This is a genomic window from Blastomonas fulva (assembly GCF_003431825.1).
Taxonomy (GTDB): Bacteria; Pseudomonadota; Alphaproteobacteria; order Sphingomonadales; family Sphingomonadaceae; genus Blastomonas; species Blastomonas fulva.
This window is the reverse complement of record NZ_CP020083.1, coordinates 3,927,918-3,943,602: the sequence shown is the minus strand read 5'-3', so window position 1 is coordinate 3,943,602 and position 15,685 is coordinate 3,927,918. Positions and strand designations below refer to the sequence as shown.

Here is a 15,685-nt window from a genome sequence, read left to right as displayed (position 1 = left end):
GCGTCGGTCATGACAGCCAGCGTCTTGCCAAGAAGCGCTGACCCGGCATGGCGCATCCGCGCCATCGCCACCGGTATGCTCGTGGTGATGGCAGGCGTGTTCCTCGCCACCCACTGGGCCGAAGGGCATGTCGATGCGCGCTGGGGCTATGTCCGCGCCTTTGCCGAGGCGGCGATGGTCGGCGGGCTGGCCGACTGGTTTGCGGTCACCGCGCTGTTCCGCCATCCGCTCGGCCTGCCAATCCCGCACACCGCGATCATCCCGCGCAACAAGGACCGCATCGGCGACACTATGGCGCAGTTTCTGCGCAGCAATTTCCTGACGCCTCTGGTGGTCGCGCGGCGGATGCGCAGCATGAATGTTGCGGGCGCTGCCGGGCGGTTCCTCGTCCAACCCACCGGCGGCGAGGGACGGCTGCGGCTGGGCGCATCGAACATGATCGCCGACGTGCTCGAATCCCTCGATCAGGACCGGCTCGGCGGCAACGCCAAGGAGGCGCTGAGGGTCCAGCTCGACAAGCTCGATGTCGCGCCGCTGCTCGGCCAGATCCTGAGCGCGGCGATCGCCGACAACCGCCACCTGCCGCTGATGGACGGCATCATCAAATGGACCCAGCGCACGCTGTTCGCCAATGAAGAGCTGCTGCGCGACATGGTACGCAGCCGTGCCAATTCGATCATGCGCTGGACCGGGCTCGACGAACGGCTCGCCACCGGCATCGTCGACGGGCTGCACAACCTGCTGTTCGACATGGCCGAGGACACCAACCATCCGCTGCGCCACAAGGTCGAAGAGGGGCTGGAGACGATGGCGTACCGGCTGCTCAACGATCCCGAGATGCAGGGCAAGGTCGCCGACATCAAGACCGAGATGCTGGCCAACCCGGCGATGGCGCGCTGGCTCGACGGGCTTTGGGAGCGCAGCCGCACCGCGCTGATCCGCGCCGCGCGCAACCCCGATCACGCGCTCTCGGGCCAGTTCGGCGACGGCCTGCGCCAGATCGGCGAGGCGCTGCAGACCGATGCGCGGATGCAGATGCAGATCAACCGCTTCGCCCGGCGCACCTTGGTGGGCATTTCCAACCGCTATGGTGACCAGATCGTCCGGCTGGTGTCCGAAACCGTGCACCGCTGGGATGCGCGCACGATCACCGACCGGGTCGAGACTGCAGTGGGCAAGGACCTCCAGTTCATCCGCATCAACGGCACTCTGGTCGGCGGGCTGGTGGGGCTGACGATCCACGCTGCGATGGTGTGGTTGGGTTAGCGAAGAAGACCATCCGGTTCAGGATGACGGTTGAAGAGCGGCTGCGCTCTTTAGTAGGGCCGGAGAAGATTTTCAGCCCTTCAGCGCATCCCCCATCGCCCTGACCGCATCGACCTTGGCAAACAGCGGCCCCCAGTCGTCGCGCTCGGCGATGGCGGCCCAGATGCTCTCGACCTCGTCGATGAGCATCGATTGCGGCGCCGCACCCTGCCAATAGGCGTGGGTCCGAGCCCGCACCGGCGCATAACCCGCTTTGACCGCACCGAATGCCGCCCACAGTGCCTCGCCCTCGGTGCCGAGCAGTTCCGCCGGGCATTCGGGCATCGCATCGCCCATCCACGCGAAGAAGAAGGCGTCGATGCTGACGCCGCCCTGCATCATCACTGCCTCGGCGGCGGCGACCAGATGGCGGTCGGCCTCGACCCCCTGGCTTGCGACCCCCAGCCGCCAGCAAACGCGCCGCACCAGCGCCTGCTGGTAGAGCGGCCCGAAGCGTTCTAGCGCGGCGATCAGCGGCGGGGCCTCGCTGATCAGCCGCAGCGCAACCGCGAGCTGGCCGAGGTTCCAGTGGATCGCCTCGGGCTGGCGGGCAAAGGCATACAGCCCCGAATGGTCGAAATAGGCCGCGGTGAACCCCGGCTGCCAGGTCGGCGCGAACCGCCATGGGCCATAATCGAAGCTTTCGCCGGTAATGTTCATGTTGTCGGTGTTGAGCACGCCGTGGACGAAGCCTGCGACCATGTAGCTCGCCGCCAGATCGGCCATCCGCTCGACTGCAAGGGTCAGCAGCAGCGCCGCGTCATTGTCGCCGGTGCGGCCATCGTAGAGCGTATCGAGCGCATAGCGCACGACGCGCCGCATCTTGTCGGCATCGTCCTCGTACGCGATCCGCTGGAAGGTGCCGAAGCGGATATGGCTGTGGCTCAACCGCACCAGCACCGCCGAGCGGGTGGGCGAGGGCTCGTCGCCGCGCCACAGTTCCTCGCCGGTCTCGATCACCGAGAAGGTCTTGGAGGTGTGTACCCCCAAAGCCTCGAGCATCTCGGTCGCCAGGATCTCGCGTACCGCCCCCTTGAGCGTCAGCCGCCCGTCGCCATCGCGGCTGAACGGGGTCTGCCCCGATCCCTTGGTCCCCAGGTCGAGCAACCGCCCGGCATCATCGCGGACCTGCGCGAACAGGAACCCGCGTCCGTCGCCGATCTGCGGGTTATAATTGCGGAACTGGTGGCCGTGATAGGCGAGCGCCAGCGGCTGCGGCAGGTTGCCGGGCAGGGGTTCGAACCGCCCGAAGTGCCGCGCCCAGGCCGCATCGTCGAGCCCGTCCAGCCCCACCGTCGCGGCATGCCGGTCGTTGCGGAAGCGCAGCAGCGTCTGCGGGAAATCCGCCGCCTTGACCGGATGGGCGATGGCATCGGCGATGGACAGGATCGCCGGGTCGGCGCGGGTGGAAGCGGCTTGCGGTTCTGATGTCATCCAGCGATAGTGGGGTTCAAACGGAGCCCGCGCAACCATGACCAAGCCCGATATACCCTATAGCGACGGTTTCTGGTGGTCGAACGACGGCTTGCGGCTGCATTTTCGCGACTATCCCGCACGACCGGAAAACGCGCACCGCCCGCCGGTGATCTGCATCCCCGGGCTCACCCGCAACGCGCGCGATTTCGAGCAGGTCGCAGCAAAGCTGGCTGGCGACTGGCGGGTGATCTGCGTCGATCTGCGCGGCCGCGGCGACAGCGCTTATGCTAAGGACCCGATGAGCTATGTGCCGCTGACCTATGTGCAGGACATGGAGGCGCTGCTGCAGGAGCAGAAGATCGAGCGCTTCGTTTCGATCGGCACCTCGCTGGGTGGCCTCATCACCATGCTGCTCGCCTCGACCCGGCCCGGGCGCGTGGTCGGCGCGCTGCTCAACGATGTCGGCCCGCAGATCGAGCCGGCAGGGCTGGCGCGGATCCGCGATTATGTCGGCCAGGGACGTTCGTTCCCCACATGGATGCACGCGGCGCGTGCGCTGTCCGAAGTGCAGGGCGCGGTGTTTCCGGGCAACAGCGTCAGCGACTGGCTGGACATGGCCAAGAAGGCGATGAAGGTCGGGCCGGGCGGGCGCATCGTCTATGATTACGACATGAAGATCGCCGAGCCCTTTGCGGTGCCCGGCGGCGAGGCGGGGGTCGATCTGTGGCCGACGCTGGCGGGGCTCGCCCCGGTGCCGGTGCTGATCGTGCGCGGCGCGATGTCCGATCTGTTCAGCGTGGATACCGCGCAGCGGATGCTGGGCGTGCTGCCGCAGGGCCGTCTGCTCACGGTCGCGAACAAGGGCCATGCGCCCTCGCTCGAGGAGCCCGAGGTGGCTGACGCGATCGCCACATTGCTCGGCGAGGTTGATGCCATGGCGCTTGCGACCCAGGCCTGAGCGGTTATAGCCCCGCGCTTATGAAGCCTCCCATCAAGCCCACGTTCAACCCGGCGCGTATCCTGCACCTGCACAGCACGTTCGATCTGGGCGGCAAGGAGGCGCGCGCGGTTCGGCTGATGAATTATTTCGGCGGCGCGGCGCACCACACCATCCTGACCGCGGTGCCCGGGGCGCTGGGCGCGCGCGCCGCGATCGCGCCGGGCATCCGCGCCGATTTCCCGACCGATGCGCCCTCGCTGGCGGGCAAGCCCAGCATCGCGCGCTACCGGGTGTTCGTCGAGTATTTCAAACAGTTCGACCTCATCTGCAGCTACAACTGGGGCGCGATGGATGGCGTGATGGCGCGCACCATCTTTGCAGGCACCACGCCGCTGCCACCTGTGATCCATCACGAGGATGGCTTCAACGAGGACGAGGCGGTGCGGCTCAAGCGCAAGCGCAACTGGTTCCGCATCGTCGGCCTTGCGCGCACCGAGGCCTTGGTGGTGCCCTCGCACACGCTCGAGCGGATCGCGTACGACGTATGGAAGCAGCCCGACAGCCGGGTGCGGCGGATCGCCAACGGCATCGATATCGCAGCCTATGCCAAGCGCCCGCAGCGCGGCGCGCTGCCCGGCTTCCAGCGGCGCGATGGCGAGATCGTCATCGGCACGCTTGCAGGCCTTCGCGCGGTCAAGAACCTGCCGCGGCTGGTGCGCGCGGTCGCCGCGCTCGACATGCCGGTGCGGCTGGTGATCGTGGGCGAGGGGCCCGAGCGCACAGCGATCGAGGCCGAGGCCGCGCGCGTCGGCCTCTCCGACCGGCTGCTGATGCCGGGCTTCCTCAAGAACCCCGCGCGCTATATCGGGCTGTTCGATATCTTCGCTCTGTCCTCGGACAGCGAGCAGCAGCCGATCTCGGTGATGGAGGCAATGGCCGCCGGGCTGCCGGTGGCAGCGCCGATGGTGGGCGATGTCGCGCACATGGTCGCACCCGACAACGCGAGCCTGCTGGGCGAGCCCGGCAGCGAAGCGGGGCTGATCGACAATCTGCGGCGCCTCGCCAGCGACCCCGCGCTGCGCGCCTCGCTGGGCGCCGCCAACCGGGCGAAGGCCGAGGCCGAGTTCGACGAGCGCAAGATGATCGAACGCTACGCCTCGCTCTACGGCCGCGCGATGGGACGGCCCGAGTTCGGCAGGTGAGGGGGGCGTCGCACGCTGCCTCCCGCTCCAGCCGCACCCGACATCCGCTCAGCCTGAGCCTGTCGAAGGCCCCGCACCCACGCCAGCCCAACATCCCCGTCACCCCCGCGAAGGCGGGGGTCCCGCTTCTGCTCGAGCGTCGGCGCAATAGCGGGATTCCCGCCTTCGCGGGAATGACGCAAGAGGCCAGTACGACAGAGGCCAAACCCCTGTTGGATTTGCGCGCGCACCCTTCCTGTTCCTGAAAACACAGACAAGCGCGCGCAGGGCGGCGGGCCGGGGACGGTCCGGTCGAAACCGGATGCGTGCGGCGGACTGGCGGGTGATCTGGTGCTAAGCCTCATCCCGCCAAGGGCTGATGGTCCTTCCATCTTGCGCTTTCGGTGGCTCCCGGCCGAGACCGGTGTGCGGCGAGGAAGGAAATCCAAAGCTGCCGCACAGCTGACCGTCTGCCGCCTGGGTTCGGCTTGTCCAATGGGTGTCCGGCTCTCGCGAAAAGCCCACCCACCAGCCCCAACCCGCCGCCCCCGGATAATCCCGGGAAAGCACGTGCCTTGAGTCCGTACCGGGCAGATTTGGTACGGAGGCGGGTGATGTATAACCTAATTGGTTTGTAATGTCAATCTTGCTCTATAAGGGTCTGCCTTCATCGACCCAACGGCGCATGGCCGAGATCAACTGAATGGTCGGATAGTCGCGAATATCGTCCTCTGATGCTCCTTGCGCCAGTTCACGTTCCCAGTGCCATTCCTGGAAGGCGGCATAATCGCCTTGTATCTTGGATGCACCGATATTGACGGCCCCGGCATGGTGGACAAGCCAATTGCGGACTATCCTGATAATCGCGACAAACTGGCCGCCATGGGCCTGGATGTCCCAGCCTGATATGTCGGACAGACCCTTCTGGTAATCGTAGCGATCGTGCTCGAGGATCAGAATCGACTTATCCGTCAGCGGGGCAGGGCCGAAGCGTGCGCAACCATGGTCCAGCCCGAGCTCGAACGGCATGTTAAGCCGGGCATATTGATCGGCGGCGGTGGATTTGCAGCGGCTAAGATCGTGGATACCATAGCGCGAGCCCCGGACCAGCTCGATGATCCGGTCCAGCCGGTTGGCGGCATTGTTGGCATTTTCAGGCGCGATCCGGGGATAGAAATCCAGATCGGTGATGCAGAAGGCGATGGCCTGCAACAACGGTGCAAAATCATCGTCGAACGGGCAGTTGACGAACACCGATCTTTCAAACGGCGGGGCGGCGGTCATCTCTTGGGTGGATGAGGATCTTTGCCGTACGAATTGCGCTCCCGAATGCGCCCGTCGCGCCCGTGGATATACAACTCCGTGCGCTGGTTGCGCGCAAGCGTTGTTGCAGCAGCAATTGCTTCCTGCTGCGTCGCATGATTGCTGCTGGCGCGGGTCGACCCGGCCTTCCTGACACTCCACCCCCGCTCAGAGGGCACCACATGCTGACCTTGCTTTGACATGGCAGACTCCACTGTTCCATCAACATAGTGTTGCGATTCATTGTTGGGAAGGCTCACGTGTAGGGGATTCGTCCAAACTGGATCTATTGGGATATGCTTTCGGAGGCGCGCATTTTGCAATGACATGCATGAAGAAAATGATGACAATTAGGGAAAGCCAGGAAAACTATCTGTCAGACTCACGCTTGCCCTGTTAGAGCACTTCTGTATTCTTACACGTAGGGAGTTGAATATGGGGCAGCTACCAGATTTCTTGCAATCCGGGGAAGCAGCACGGCTTTTTCCGGTTCTTGCGGATACGTCAAAAGAAGGCCGAACCCTTTCAATTTTTTTGGCTTGTCTTGAAAACGTTAATGAGTTTGGACGTTCGATGCTAGGAAGCGTGGGACTCAAGCTTGGTTCGCGGGCCCGCATCGATACCTTCACTGAGGTTGTTTTCAAGAAAGGTGTTTCAGATTCAAAGCACCGTCCTGACGGACTGATCAAGGTTAGCACCGGCAAATCGACCTGGACTGCTCTCGTAGAAGCTAAAGTTGGCACCGCAGAGCTAACCAACAATCAAATTGAAGCATATTTGGGTATAGCTAAATCTAACGCAATTGATGCAGTTATCACGGTTTCAAATCAGTTTACAGCTTTGCCAACTCACCACCCACTAAGTGTCAGCTCACTCCTAACACGCAAAGTTTCCTTATTTCATTGGTCATGGGGATATGTGATCACTCAGGCGCAGCTACTTCGTGAGCTTGGTGAAGTAGATGATCGTGAGCAACTCATTCTCCTGTCTGAGCTGCAGAGATTTTTGCTTCACCCCAGTTCAGGAGTCAAAGAGTTCGACCAGATGCCGGCAGCATGGTCTGATCTATGTGCAAACATTGCTGCGGGAGGTACGGCTAGCGCTAAAAATCCGATCTGTCACGACGTGGTTGGGTCATGGCATCAGGCACTTGATCGTCTCACAGGTGTTTTGAGCCGGCAGATCGGCAATCATGTCAAATTAGTTATGAGCAAATCTGATGCTATCGACCCTACGCAGCGTCAAAAAACAGCGCTCGCCGAGCTTGTCTCTGGGAATTGTGTTCAAAGCGAGGTGCTGATCCCAGACGCAGCAGCCCCAGTTCAAATTTGTGCGGATTTTGGCAAGCGTGCTCTTAGCTTTCACATGCGTCTGAAGGCTCCCGCAGACCGGAAGTCTACAAAGGCTCGCCTGTCCTGGCTGACACGGCAACTGTCTGACACAGACAATAACGACCTTCATGTCCGTCTGTTCTGGCCGGGCCGTTCGCCCACAACTCAGTATCCTTTGAAAGCTCTGCTGGCTGATCCCGACATTGCAATTTTGGATCGGCCTGGGATGGTGGTGCATAGCTTTGAGATTTTGCTGGTTCGCGATCTCGGGGCAAAATTTGCTCAAAGGAAGATTATCGTTACCGAATTGCTGAACTCGGCAAGCGCGTTTTATGATCTAGTAGGAGCCAAAGTTTCTGCCTGGCAACCGAAACCGCCAAAAATTTCGGAAGGTAAACGTGAACCTGCCTCGGTCAGCACAGAAGCGATGCGGGACCAGGTGGAGCGGGAGGCGCTTGATCGAGCAGGCTAGCCCCCCTCAAATCAACTCATCCTCATCCAGCAACCGGTCGTTCAACAGCGCCTCGGTGATCTGATCCACCCGCTCCTCGACATCGCCGAAGCGCATCACCTCGGCGATGTGCACCAAGGCGTCGCCCTGGTTGACCACGGGCAGCACTGCGTGGCCGATGATGATGCCGTCGATGGGGGCGCGGAATTCCTGGGCGTCGTCGCCGAAGATGCCCGCGACGCGGCCGATGACTTCGCCCTTCTTCACCGCGTCGCCCGATTTCTGCTGGAGCATGCACAGGCCCCCGCGCGGGGCGCGGACCCAGATGGCGCGGCGGGAGCGCGCGGGGATGGTGACTTGCGTGGCTTCCGGGTGCGGCTGGATCATCTTGAGATGCGCCATCACGTTGAGCACGCCGTTGACCCCGCAGCGCACCGACAATTCGTCGAAGCGCAAAGCCTCGCCCGCCTCCATCAGCAGCATGTCGACGCCTTCGCCGCGCGCGATGTCGCGCAAGCTGCCGGGGCGTAACGGACTCTCGATCACCGCATGCGCGCCGAACAGCATCGCGAGCTCGCGCAAATTCTCGTTATTGGGCGCGATGCGGATCTGCGGCAGGTTGTAGCGGTGTACCGCGGCCGAGTGGATGTCGATGCCAAGCGTACAGTGGCAGATCACCTCCTTGAGGAACTTTGCGGCGAGCTGGGCTGCGAGCGATCCCTTGGCGCTGCCGGGAAAGGAGCGGTTGAGATCGCGCCGGTCGGGCAGATAGCGGCTGTGCGCCTGGAAGCCGAAGATGTTGACCACCGGCAGGAACAGCACCGTGCCCGCCATGTTGGCGGCATCGAGCTTGGCCAGCAGCCGCTGGATCACCGCGGTGCCGATGATCTCGTCGCCATGGATCGCGGCGGAGACGAAGATGCACGGGCCGGGCCGCGCACCGTGGAGCACGCGGACATACAGGCTGGCAGGCAGCCCGGTCGCGGTGTTGCTGACGGGGATGGCGATGGTCGCGCTGGCACCGGGATCGATCACCGTGCCGGCAATGGTGAAAGGCTGCGCGCTTGCGCCCGAGTTGGGGGCTGCGGGCAGGGCGCCATCGGCGGTGTTCAGGCTGTCGGTCATCAGGCCCCCCGGCTGGCCCGTTGTCCTGCGTCTGGCTTGCGCGCCGGGCCGGGTGAGAGTATGACGCGATGCTGTCGGCAGGCGCAATACCATTCGTCGCGCAGACCCATGCTTTTGTCTTGTCCCGCGCTTGACAGCCCGGGCGACTCCGCTTATGCGCGGCACTCATTTTCATTAAGCGGCTTAAAAACAGGCAGCGCATCTTAATATGCGTGTGGCCTGTGTTTTGCGCTTTATGGTCGTGAAGCGTTGAGATGGGGTGCGGCTGACGCACCCTGTGGAGCAGGAGAAGTATTAAGTGGCACGTATCGCCGGGGTGAACATCCCCACCAACAAGCGCGTTATCATTGCGCTGACCTACATTCATGGAATCGGGCGCACCAAGGCGCTGGAAATCGCCGACAAGCTGGGTATCGATCACGCCCGTCGCGTTCAGGACCTGAGCGACGCCGAAGTGCTGCAGATCCGCGAAACCATCGATGCCGATCACACCGTGGAAGGTGACCTTCGTCGCCAGACCGCGATGAACATCAAGCGTCTGATGGATCTGGCCTGCTATCGCGGCCTGCGTCATCGCAAGGGCCTTCCGGTCCGCGGCCAGCGCACGCACACCAATGCGCGCACCCGCAAGGGCAAGGCCAAGCCGATCGCCGGCAAGAAGAAATAAGGACGCCGGGGCGCTTCATGCGTCCCGCCCTTGTTTTTCTTTCCCCAGCTTTATGGCCTGATATCAGGCCTTTATTCCAGGATAACGAACTATGGCACGCGAACCGCAAAGGCTCAAAAAGCGCGAGCGCAAGAATATCTCGTCTGGTGTTGCTCACGTCAACGCCAGCTTCAACAACACCATGATCACCATCACCGATGCTCAGGGCAACACGATCAGCTGGTCGTCTGCCGGCATGATGGGCTTCAAGGGCAGCCGCAAGTCGACCCCGTACGCTGCGCAGGTCTGTGCTGAAGACGCGGGCAAGAAGGCCGCCGAACATGGCGTCCGCACGCTGGAAGTCGAAGTCAAGGGCCCGGGTTCGGGTCGTGAATCTGCGCTTCGGGCCTTGCAGGCCGTGGGCTTCACCATCACATCTATCCGCGACGTGACGCCGATCCCCCATAACGGGGTTCGTCCGTCCAAGCGGCGCCGCGTCTGACACCCAGGCTGTCTATGGGGGTGGCGGACGCGCCATCCTTTGCAATTTCCGGCCGGGGTTCCCAAGCGCGTTACCAGCGTCGCCCTCGCCCAACACTCAGGGGAAGTCCATGACTGTCAACATCAAGAACTGGCAGGAACTGAAGAAGCCGAACGGTCTTGAAATCAAGACCGGCGGTGATCCCAAGCGCAAGGCTACCTTTGTCGCAGAGCCGCTGGAGCGGGGCTTTGGCCTGACGCTCGGCAACGCGCTGCGTCGCGTGCTGCTGTCGTCGCTCCAGGGCGCGGCCATCACCTCGATCAAGATCGAAAACGCGCTGCACGAGTTTTCCTCGCTCGCCGGCGTGCGCGAAGACGTGACCGATATCGTCCTCAACATCAAGCAGATCGCGCTGAAGATGGAAGGCGAAGGCCCCAAGCGGCTTCAGCTTTCCGCCACCGGCCCTGCGCAGGTGAAGGCCGGCGACATCGCCGTGTCTGGCGATATCGAGGTGATGAACAAGGATCTGGTGATCTGCCATCTTGATGACGGTGCGACGCTGAACATCGAACTGACCTGCGACACCGGCAAGGGCTATGTCCCCGCCGTTGCCAACCGTCCGGTCGATGCGCCGATCGGCCTGATCCCGGTGGATTCGCTGTTCTCGCCGATCCGTCAGGTGTCGTACAAGGTGGAAAACACCCGCGTCGGCCAGGAGCTGGACTATGACCGCCTGTCGCTGACCATGGAAACCGACGGCACCGTCGCTCCGGAAGACGCTTTGGCCTATGCTGCGCGCATCCTTCAGGATCAGCTGCAGCTGTTCGTCCACTTCGAAGACAGCCTGACCCAGGCGAGTTCGGGCTCGGTCAGTCAGGCTGCACCCGAAGAAGGCGATGCCAACCAGATCAACCGTTACCTCCTCAAGAAGGTGGACGAGCTGGAACTGTCGGTCCGCAGCGCAAACTGCCTCAAGAACGACAACATCATCTATATCGGCGACCTGGTCCAGAAGACCGAAGCCGAGATGCTGCGCACCCCGAACTTCGGCCGCAAGTCCTTGAACGAAATCAAGGAAGTGCTCTCGAGCATGGGTCTTCGCCTCGGCATGGACATCCCCGGATGGCCGCCCGAGAACATCGAAGAAATGGCCAAGAAGCTCGAGCAGGAACTGCTGGGTTAATAGTTCAATCCTCCCCCGGCTTGCTGGGGGAGGATTCATAAGTTCGGCATCGGCGGTGGCCGTTAACACCGCCTGGACCGGGGTACCTCAAACGGCCCCCTTACGAACGGAGTACTGAAAATGCGTCACGGAATTGGCAAGCGCAAGCTGCAGCGGACCAGCTCGCACCGTATCGCGATGCTGCGCAACATGGCAGCCTCGCTGATCAAGCACGAGCAGATCACCACCACCCTTCCCAAGGCACGCGAACTGCGTCCTTATGTCGAAAAGCTGATCACGCTGGCCAAGCGCGGCGGTCTTTCGAACCGTCGTCTGGCGATGGCTCGCCTGATGGACGAAACCCAGCTCGCCAAATTGTTCGATACGCTGGCACCGCGTTATGCCGACCGCGAGGGTGGCTACACCCGCGTGCTGAAGGCCGGTTTCCGCGCCTCGGACGCTGCCCCGATGGGCATCATCGAACTCGTCGATCGTGACTTCAGCGCCAAGGGCCAGGACTCCGGTCCGGTCATGAGCGACGAAGACGAGTACGAAGGCGCGTAATCGTTTCATCCTATACCGGATTGCCAAACAGGCCGCGAATGTCCACATTCGCGGCCTGTTTTCGTTTGTTCAATCAACACCATAGGGGATCGCCAATGCGCACTCGCGCCACTCTTGCCGCTTTGCTGGGGACCGCAGCCATGACACTTTCCGGACCGCTGATCGCGCAGGAAGCGCCCTTGTCGTATCCGGCCACCGAAACCGTGGACACGGTCGAGGAACAGTTCGGCGTCAAGGTGGCCGATCCCTATCGCTGGCTGGAAAACGATGTCCGGGTCGATCCCAAGGTCGCCGCGTGGGTGGAATCGCAGAACAAGGTCACCGACGCCTATCTCGAGACGTTGCCCGGCCGCGCCGCGCTCGCCACCCGCATGCGCGCTTTGTACGATTATGCGCGCACCGGCGTGCCCGAGGTCGCGGGCAACCGCTATTTCTTCACGCGCAATGCGGGGCTGCAGAACCAGGCGGTGCTGTACGTGAAAGATGGCGCGAACGGCGCCGAGCGGGTGCTGATCGATCCCAACGGCTGGGCCAAGGACGGCGCCACCGCGCTTGATGCCTGGGTGCCCAGCGAGGACGGCAGCAAGCTGATCTATTCGATCCAGGATGGCGGCAGCGACTGGCGCACGGTCAAGATCCTTGATGTCGCCACCGGCAAGCCGCTGGATGACGAGGTCAAATGGGTCAAGTTCTCCGCGCTCGAATGGGACAAGGCGGGCAAGGGCTTCTATTATTCGCGCTTCCCCGAGCCCGACAAGGAGGGCGAGTTCCAGTCGCTCAACACCAACCAGGAAATCCGCTATCACGCGATCGGGACGCCGCAGAGTGCCGATCCGCTGATCTATGCGACGCCGCAGGAGCCCCAGCTCAATCACAGCGCGCAGGTCTCCGACGATGGCAGCTTCCTGCTGGTCACCTCGTCCTCGGGCACCGATGAGCGCTATCGCCTCACCATGATCGATCTGGACGGCACCAAGGCATCCACGTCGCAGCGCGTGATCGTGCCCGAGCTGGTCAACGACTGGCAGATGATCGGCATGGCCGGGGACCGGATCTATTTCGTCACCAACAAGGATGCGCCGCGGCTGCGCATCGTCTCGATGGCGCGCAACGGCAATGAAGCCAGCATCGAGACGGTGGTGCCCGAAGGCGAGGCGGTGATCGCAGGCGCCTCGGTGGTCGGTGGCAAGCTGGTCGCAAACTATCTGCAGGATGCGCGCAACGTCGTGAAGCTGTTCGATTTGGCGGGCAAGCCGATGGGCGAGCTGCCGCTGCCGGGGATCGGTTCGGTCGGCGGCTTCGAGGGCGATCTGGATTCGAAGGAAACCTTCTTCGCCTATTCGAGCTTCAACCGCCCGACAACGATCTATCGCTATGACCTGACATCGGGCCAGGTCTCGCCCTGGGCCGAGCCCAAGCTGGCGTTCAACCCCGACGATTATGCCGTCGAGCAGCGCTTCTATGCCAGCAAGGACGGTACCAAGGTGCCGATGTTCATCGTCCGCAAGAAGACCGTCACCGGCCCCGCGCCGACATTGCTCTATGGCTATGGCGGCTTCAATATCTCGGTGCTGCCCGGCTTCTCGCCGACGCGGCTGGCGTGGCTCGAGCAGGGCGGCGTCTATGCCCAGGCGAGCCTGCGCGGCGGCGGCGAATACGGCAAGGCGTGGCACGATGCCGGACGGCTCGCCAACAAGCAGAACGTGTTCGACGACTTCATCGCGGCGGGCGAGTATCTGATCAAGCAAGGCGTAACCGGCAAGGACCAGCTGGCCATCGAAGGCCGCTCGAACGGCGGGCTGCTGGTCGGCGCGGTGGTCAACCAGCGGCCCGATCTGTTCAGCGCGGCGCATGCGGCGGTGGGCGTGATGGACATGCTGCGCTTCGACCGCTTCACCGCCGGGCGCTATTGGGTCGATGATTATGGCTATCCGAACAAGGAGGCCGACTTCAGGACGCTTCTGACCTATTCGCCCTATCACACGATCCGCAAAGCCGATTATCCTGCGGTGATGGTCTCGACCGCCGACACCGACGACCGCGTGGTGCCCGGCCACAGCTTCAAGTACACCGCGCGCCTGCAGGCGACGCAGGCTGGCGACAAGCCGCATCTGATCCGCATCGAGACGCGCGCCGGCCATGGCTCGGGCAAGCCCACCGACAAGATCATCGAGGAATTCTCTGACATCTACGCCTTCCTCGCGCACTTCACCGGGCTGAAGATCGCAGGCGAGTAAGGCGATCTCTCCCCTCCCGCAGGCGGGAGGGGCAGGTCCGGCTTGCCGGACCGGGGTGGGCCTGAAATTTGCGACACTACAGGCCCACCCCGGCCTCGGCTGCGCCTCGTCCACCCCTCCCGCAGGCGGGAGGGGAGAGGTGCACTGCGTCAGCGTTCCCGATCGACGGGAAAGGGCTGCCTGAACTCTGCAGCCAATCCATTCATGTAGAGCCCCACAAACCTGAACAATTCCTGTCAGCGCAGTTCAGGCTTTTCACAGCGGCGAATCGGTAATCCTGCATTCGTCCCGCACGGCACAGGGCCTCGCGGGGAGGAATGAAGGATCGGAACATGGCAAAGGCAAAGGGTGTGATTGGCGCGGCGCTGCTCGGTGCGGCTGCCATGGTTGCAGCGGCGATGCCGGCACAGGCCCAGTGGGGCGGCGGCTGGCAGGGCGGTGGGCGCTGGGGCGGCGGTGGCGACCGCGCGGTGAACCAGTGCGTGCGCGCCGCAGAGTTTGAGGCGCGCCGTTTCGGCCGCTTCGCTCAGGTCACCCAGGTTCGCGACATTGACCGCACCCGCTTCGGGCTGCGCGTCGAGGGCCGCATCGTGGTCGATGGCAACGGGCGCTGGCGCGGCGGATCGGATCGCGGTCGCTTTACCTGCTTCGTGGATCGGGGCCGGGTGGTGGATGTGCGCCTCAGAGGACTCGGCAACTTTCGCTGAGGTCGCGCATGCCCATCAGGCTCCCAGGCGGTTCAGCGTGGCGACAGGCTGGACCGCCTAAACAATCGGTTGAACTTGGGTACAGCGCGGTGCGCCTTGGCCATGGATGTGAAAGGCAATTGAAATGCTGAAAGCTTTGACAGGCCTGGGTGCAGCGGGCGCGATGATGGTGACGGGATTGGCGCCCGCGATGGCGGCGCCGGTTTCCACCAGTTCCGGCGCTGGCGGGTATTCCGCGCTCGCCGATCTTGCATGGGACCAGCGCGACGAGCAGGCTGGCCAGTGGCGCGGCGGCTGGGGCAATCGCGGCTGGCGCGGTCGCAACCGCGGCATCGATGGCGGCGATATTCTCGCAGGCGCGCTGATCCTCGGCGGGATCGCGGCGATCGCGAGCGCAGCGACCAACAGCAGCCGCAACCGCAACGGTCCCAATGATCGCTACAGCTACAACGACGATGTCCGCTCTGCCTCGACCCAGTGTGGTGCGGCGGCAGCGGCGCAGTCGGGCTTCGGTGCCCGGGTCGAGCGGATCGACAATGTCGTGCGCGACGGCAATGGCTGGCGTGTCGAGGGTCTGGTCGGATCGCGCAACACCGGCGTCGACAGCTTCACCTGCGGCATCAGCTATGGCCGCATCGACTATGTCCGCTTCAACCGCGCCAATGGCGCCTGGGGCGTTGGCGATGTCGGCGCGGACGGTCAGGTGTTCGGCGATGCCGGCGACCCGGCCTATGTCGCGCCTCAGGGCGGCGAAGATGATTTTGCCTATCGCAACGATGCGGACCCGTACCCGCCCGAATAAGCGATTGCTCTACCGGACGGGGCGGCCTCAATCAG

Annotated in this window: 15 protein-coding genes; 11 read left to right on the top strand and 4 right to left on the bottom strand. The window is 63.3% G+C overall.

Annotation, left to right across the window (positions count from 1 at the left end; all coding sequences use genetic code 11):
* Positions 1-9 precede the first annotated feature (9 nt).
* Positions 10-1,266, top strand: coding sequence for a DUF445 domain-containing protein (locus tag B5J99_RS18520; RefSeq protein WP_069050474.1), 1,257 nt, complete (start codon positions 10-12; stop codon positions 1,264-1,266).
* Positions 1,267-1,338: 72 nt separating this feature from the next.
* Here the strand turns inward: B5J99_RS18520 and B5J99_RS18515 are convergent, their stop codons facing one another.
* Positions 1,339-2,739, bottom strand: coding sequence for a protein adenylyltransferase SelO family protein (locus tag B5J99_RS18515; RefSeq protein WP_117353615.1), 1,401 nt, complete (start codon positions 2,737-2,739; stop codon positions 1,339-1,341).
* Between the two features lie 37 nt (positions 2,740-2,776).
* Between B5J99_RS18515 and B5J99_RS18510 the strand changes: the two genes are divergently transcribed.
* Positions 2,777-3,679 (top strand): alpha/beta fold hydrolase, encoded by a 903-nt coding sequence (locus tag B5J99_RS18510; protein ID WP_117353256.1) that lies wholly within the window; start codon positions 2,777-2,779, stop codon positions 3,677-3,679.
* 20 nt (positions 3,680-3,699) lie between these two features.
* Positions 3,700-4,863: a glycosyltransferase family 4 protein gene (locus B5J99_RS18505; protein WP_117353255.1), complete on the top strand. Its 1,164-nt coding sequence runs from the start codon at positions 3,700-3,702 to the stop codon at positions 4,861-4,863.
* A 630-nt stretch (positions 4,864-5,493) separates the two neighbouring features.
* Here B5J99_RS18505 and B5J99_RS19720 read toward each other — a convergent pair.
* Positions 5,494-6,126: a hypothetical protein gene (locus tag B5J99_RS19720; RefSeq protein ID WP_211337852.1), complete on the bottom strand. Its 633-nt coding sequence runs from the start codon at positions 6,124-6,126 to the stop codon at positions 5,494-5,496.
* The gene (locus B5J99_RS18495; RefSeq protein ID WP_117353254.1) at positions 6,123-6,347 is read right to left on the bottom strand and encodes a DUF2188 domain-containing protein; all 225 of its coding nucleotides are present in this window, start codon (positions 6,345-6,347) and stop codon (positions 6,123-6,125) included. The genes B5J99_RS19720 and B5J99_RS18495 overlap by 4 nt, the downstream gene beginning before the upstream one ends.
* A 232-nt stretch (positions 6,348-6,579) precedes the next feature.
* On the opposite strand from B5J99_RS18495, the gene B5J99_RS19635 reads away from it, so the two are divergent.
* Complete coding sequence (locus B5J99_RS19635; RefSeq protein ID WP_162892670.1) at positions 6,580-7,947, top strand: hypothetical protein; 1,368 nt, start codon at positions 6,580-6,582, stop codon at positions 7,945-7,947.
* A 6-nt stretch (positions 7,948-7,953) separates the two neighbouring features.
* Here B5J99_RS19635 and B5J99_RS18490 read toward each other — a convergent pair whose 3' ends face one another.
* The gene (locus B5J99_RS18490; protein ID WP_117353253.1) at positions 7,954-9,051 is read right to left on the bottom strand and encodes a succinylglutamate desuccinylase/aspartoacylase family protein; all 1,098 of its coding nucleotides are present in this window, start codon (positions 9,049-9,051) and stop codon (positions 7,954-7,956) included.
* 298 nt (positions 9,052-9,349) lie between these two features.
* On the opposite strand from B5J99_RS18490, the gene rpsM reads away from it, so the two are divergent.
* From rpsM to B5J99_RS18455, 7 genes are all read left to right on the top strand, one after another.
* The gene (gene rpsM / locus B5J99_RS18485; protein ID WP_054136223.1) at positions 9,350-9,718 is read left to right on the top strand and encodes a 30S ribosomal protein S13; all 369 of its coding nucleotides are present in this window, start codon (positions 9,350-9,352) and stop codon (positions 9,716-9,718) included.
* A 91-nt stretch (positions 9,719-9,809) separates the two neighbouring features.
* Positions 9,810-10,199, top strand: coding sequence for a 30S ribosomal protein S11 (rpsK, locus tag B5J99_RS18480; RefSeq protein ID WP_017671843.1), 390 nt, complete (start codon positions 9,810-9,812; stop codon positions 10,197-10,199).
* 109 nt (positions 10,200-10,308) lie between these two features.
* Entirely contained in the window at positions 10,309-11,361 is a 1,053-nt protein-coding gene (locus B5J99_RS18475) for a DNA-directed RNA polymerase subunit alpha (RefSeq protein WP_054136224.1), read from the top strand.
* Between the two features lie 120 nt (positions 11,362-11,481).
* Positions 11,482-11,904 carry a 50S ribosomal protein L17 gene (gene rplQ, locus B5J99_RS18470; RefSeq protein WP_054136225.1) on the top strand — a complete coding sequence of 141 codons (423 nt, stop codon included), beginning with the start codon at positions 11,482-11,484 and terminating at the stop codon, positions 11,902-11,904.
* 140 nt (positions 11,905-12,044) lie between these two features.
* Complete coding sequence (locus B5J99_RS18465; protein ID WP_162892669.1) at positions 12,045-14,141, top strand: prolyl oligopeptidase family serine peptidase; 2,097 nt, start codon at positions 12,045-12,047, stop codon at positions 14,139-14,141.
* 332 nt (positions 14,142-14,473) lie between these two features.
* On the top strand, positions 14,474-14,848 hold the full coding sequence (locus tag B5J99_RS18460) for a hypothetical protein (RefSeq protein WP_150126252.1): 375 nt from the start codon (positions 14,474-14,476) through the stop codon (positions 14,846-14,848).
* A 124-nt stretch (positions 14,849-14,972) separates the two neighbouring features.
* The gene (locus B5J99_RS18455) at positions 14,973-15,650 is read left to right on the top strand and encodes a hypothetical protein (RefSeq protein WP_117353251.1); all 678 of its coding nucleotides are present in this window, start codon (positions 14,973-14,975) and stop codon (positions 15,648-15,650) included.
* Positions 15,651-15,685 lie beyond the last annotated feature (35 nt).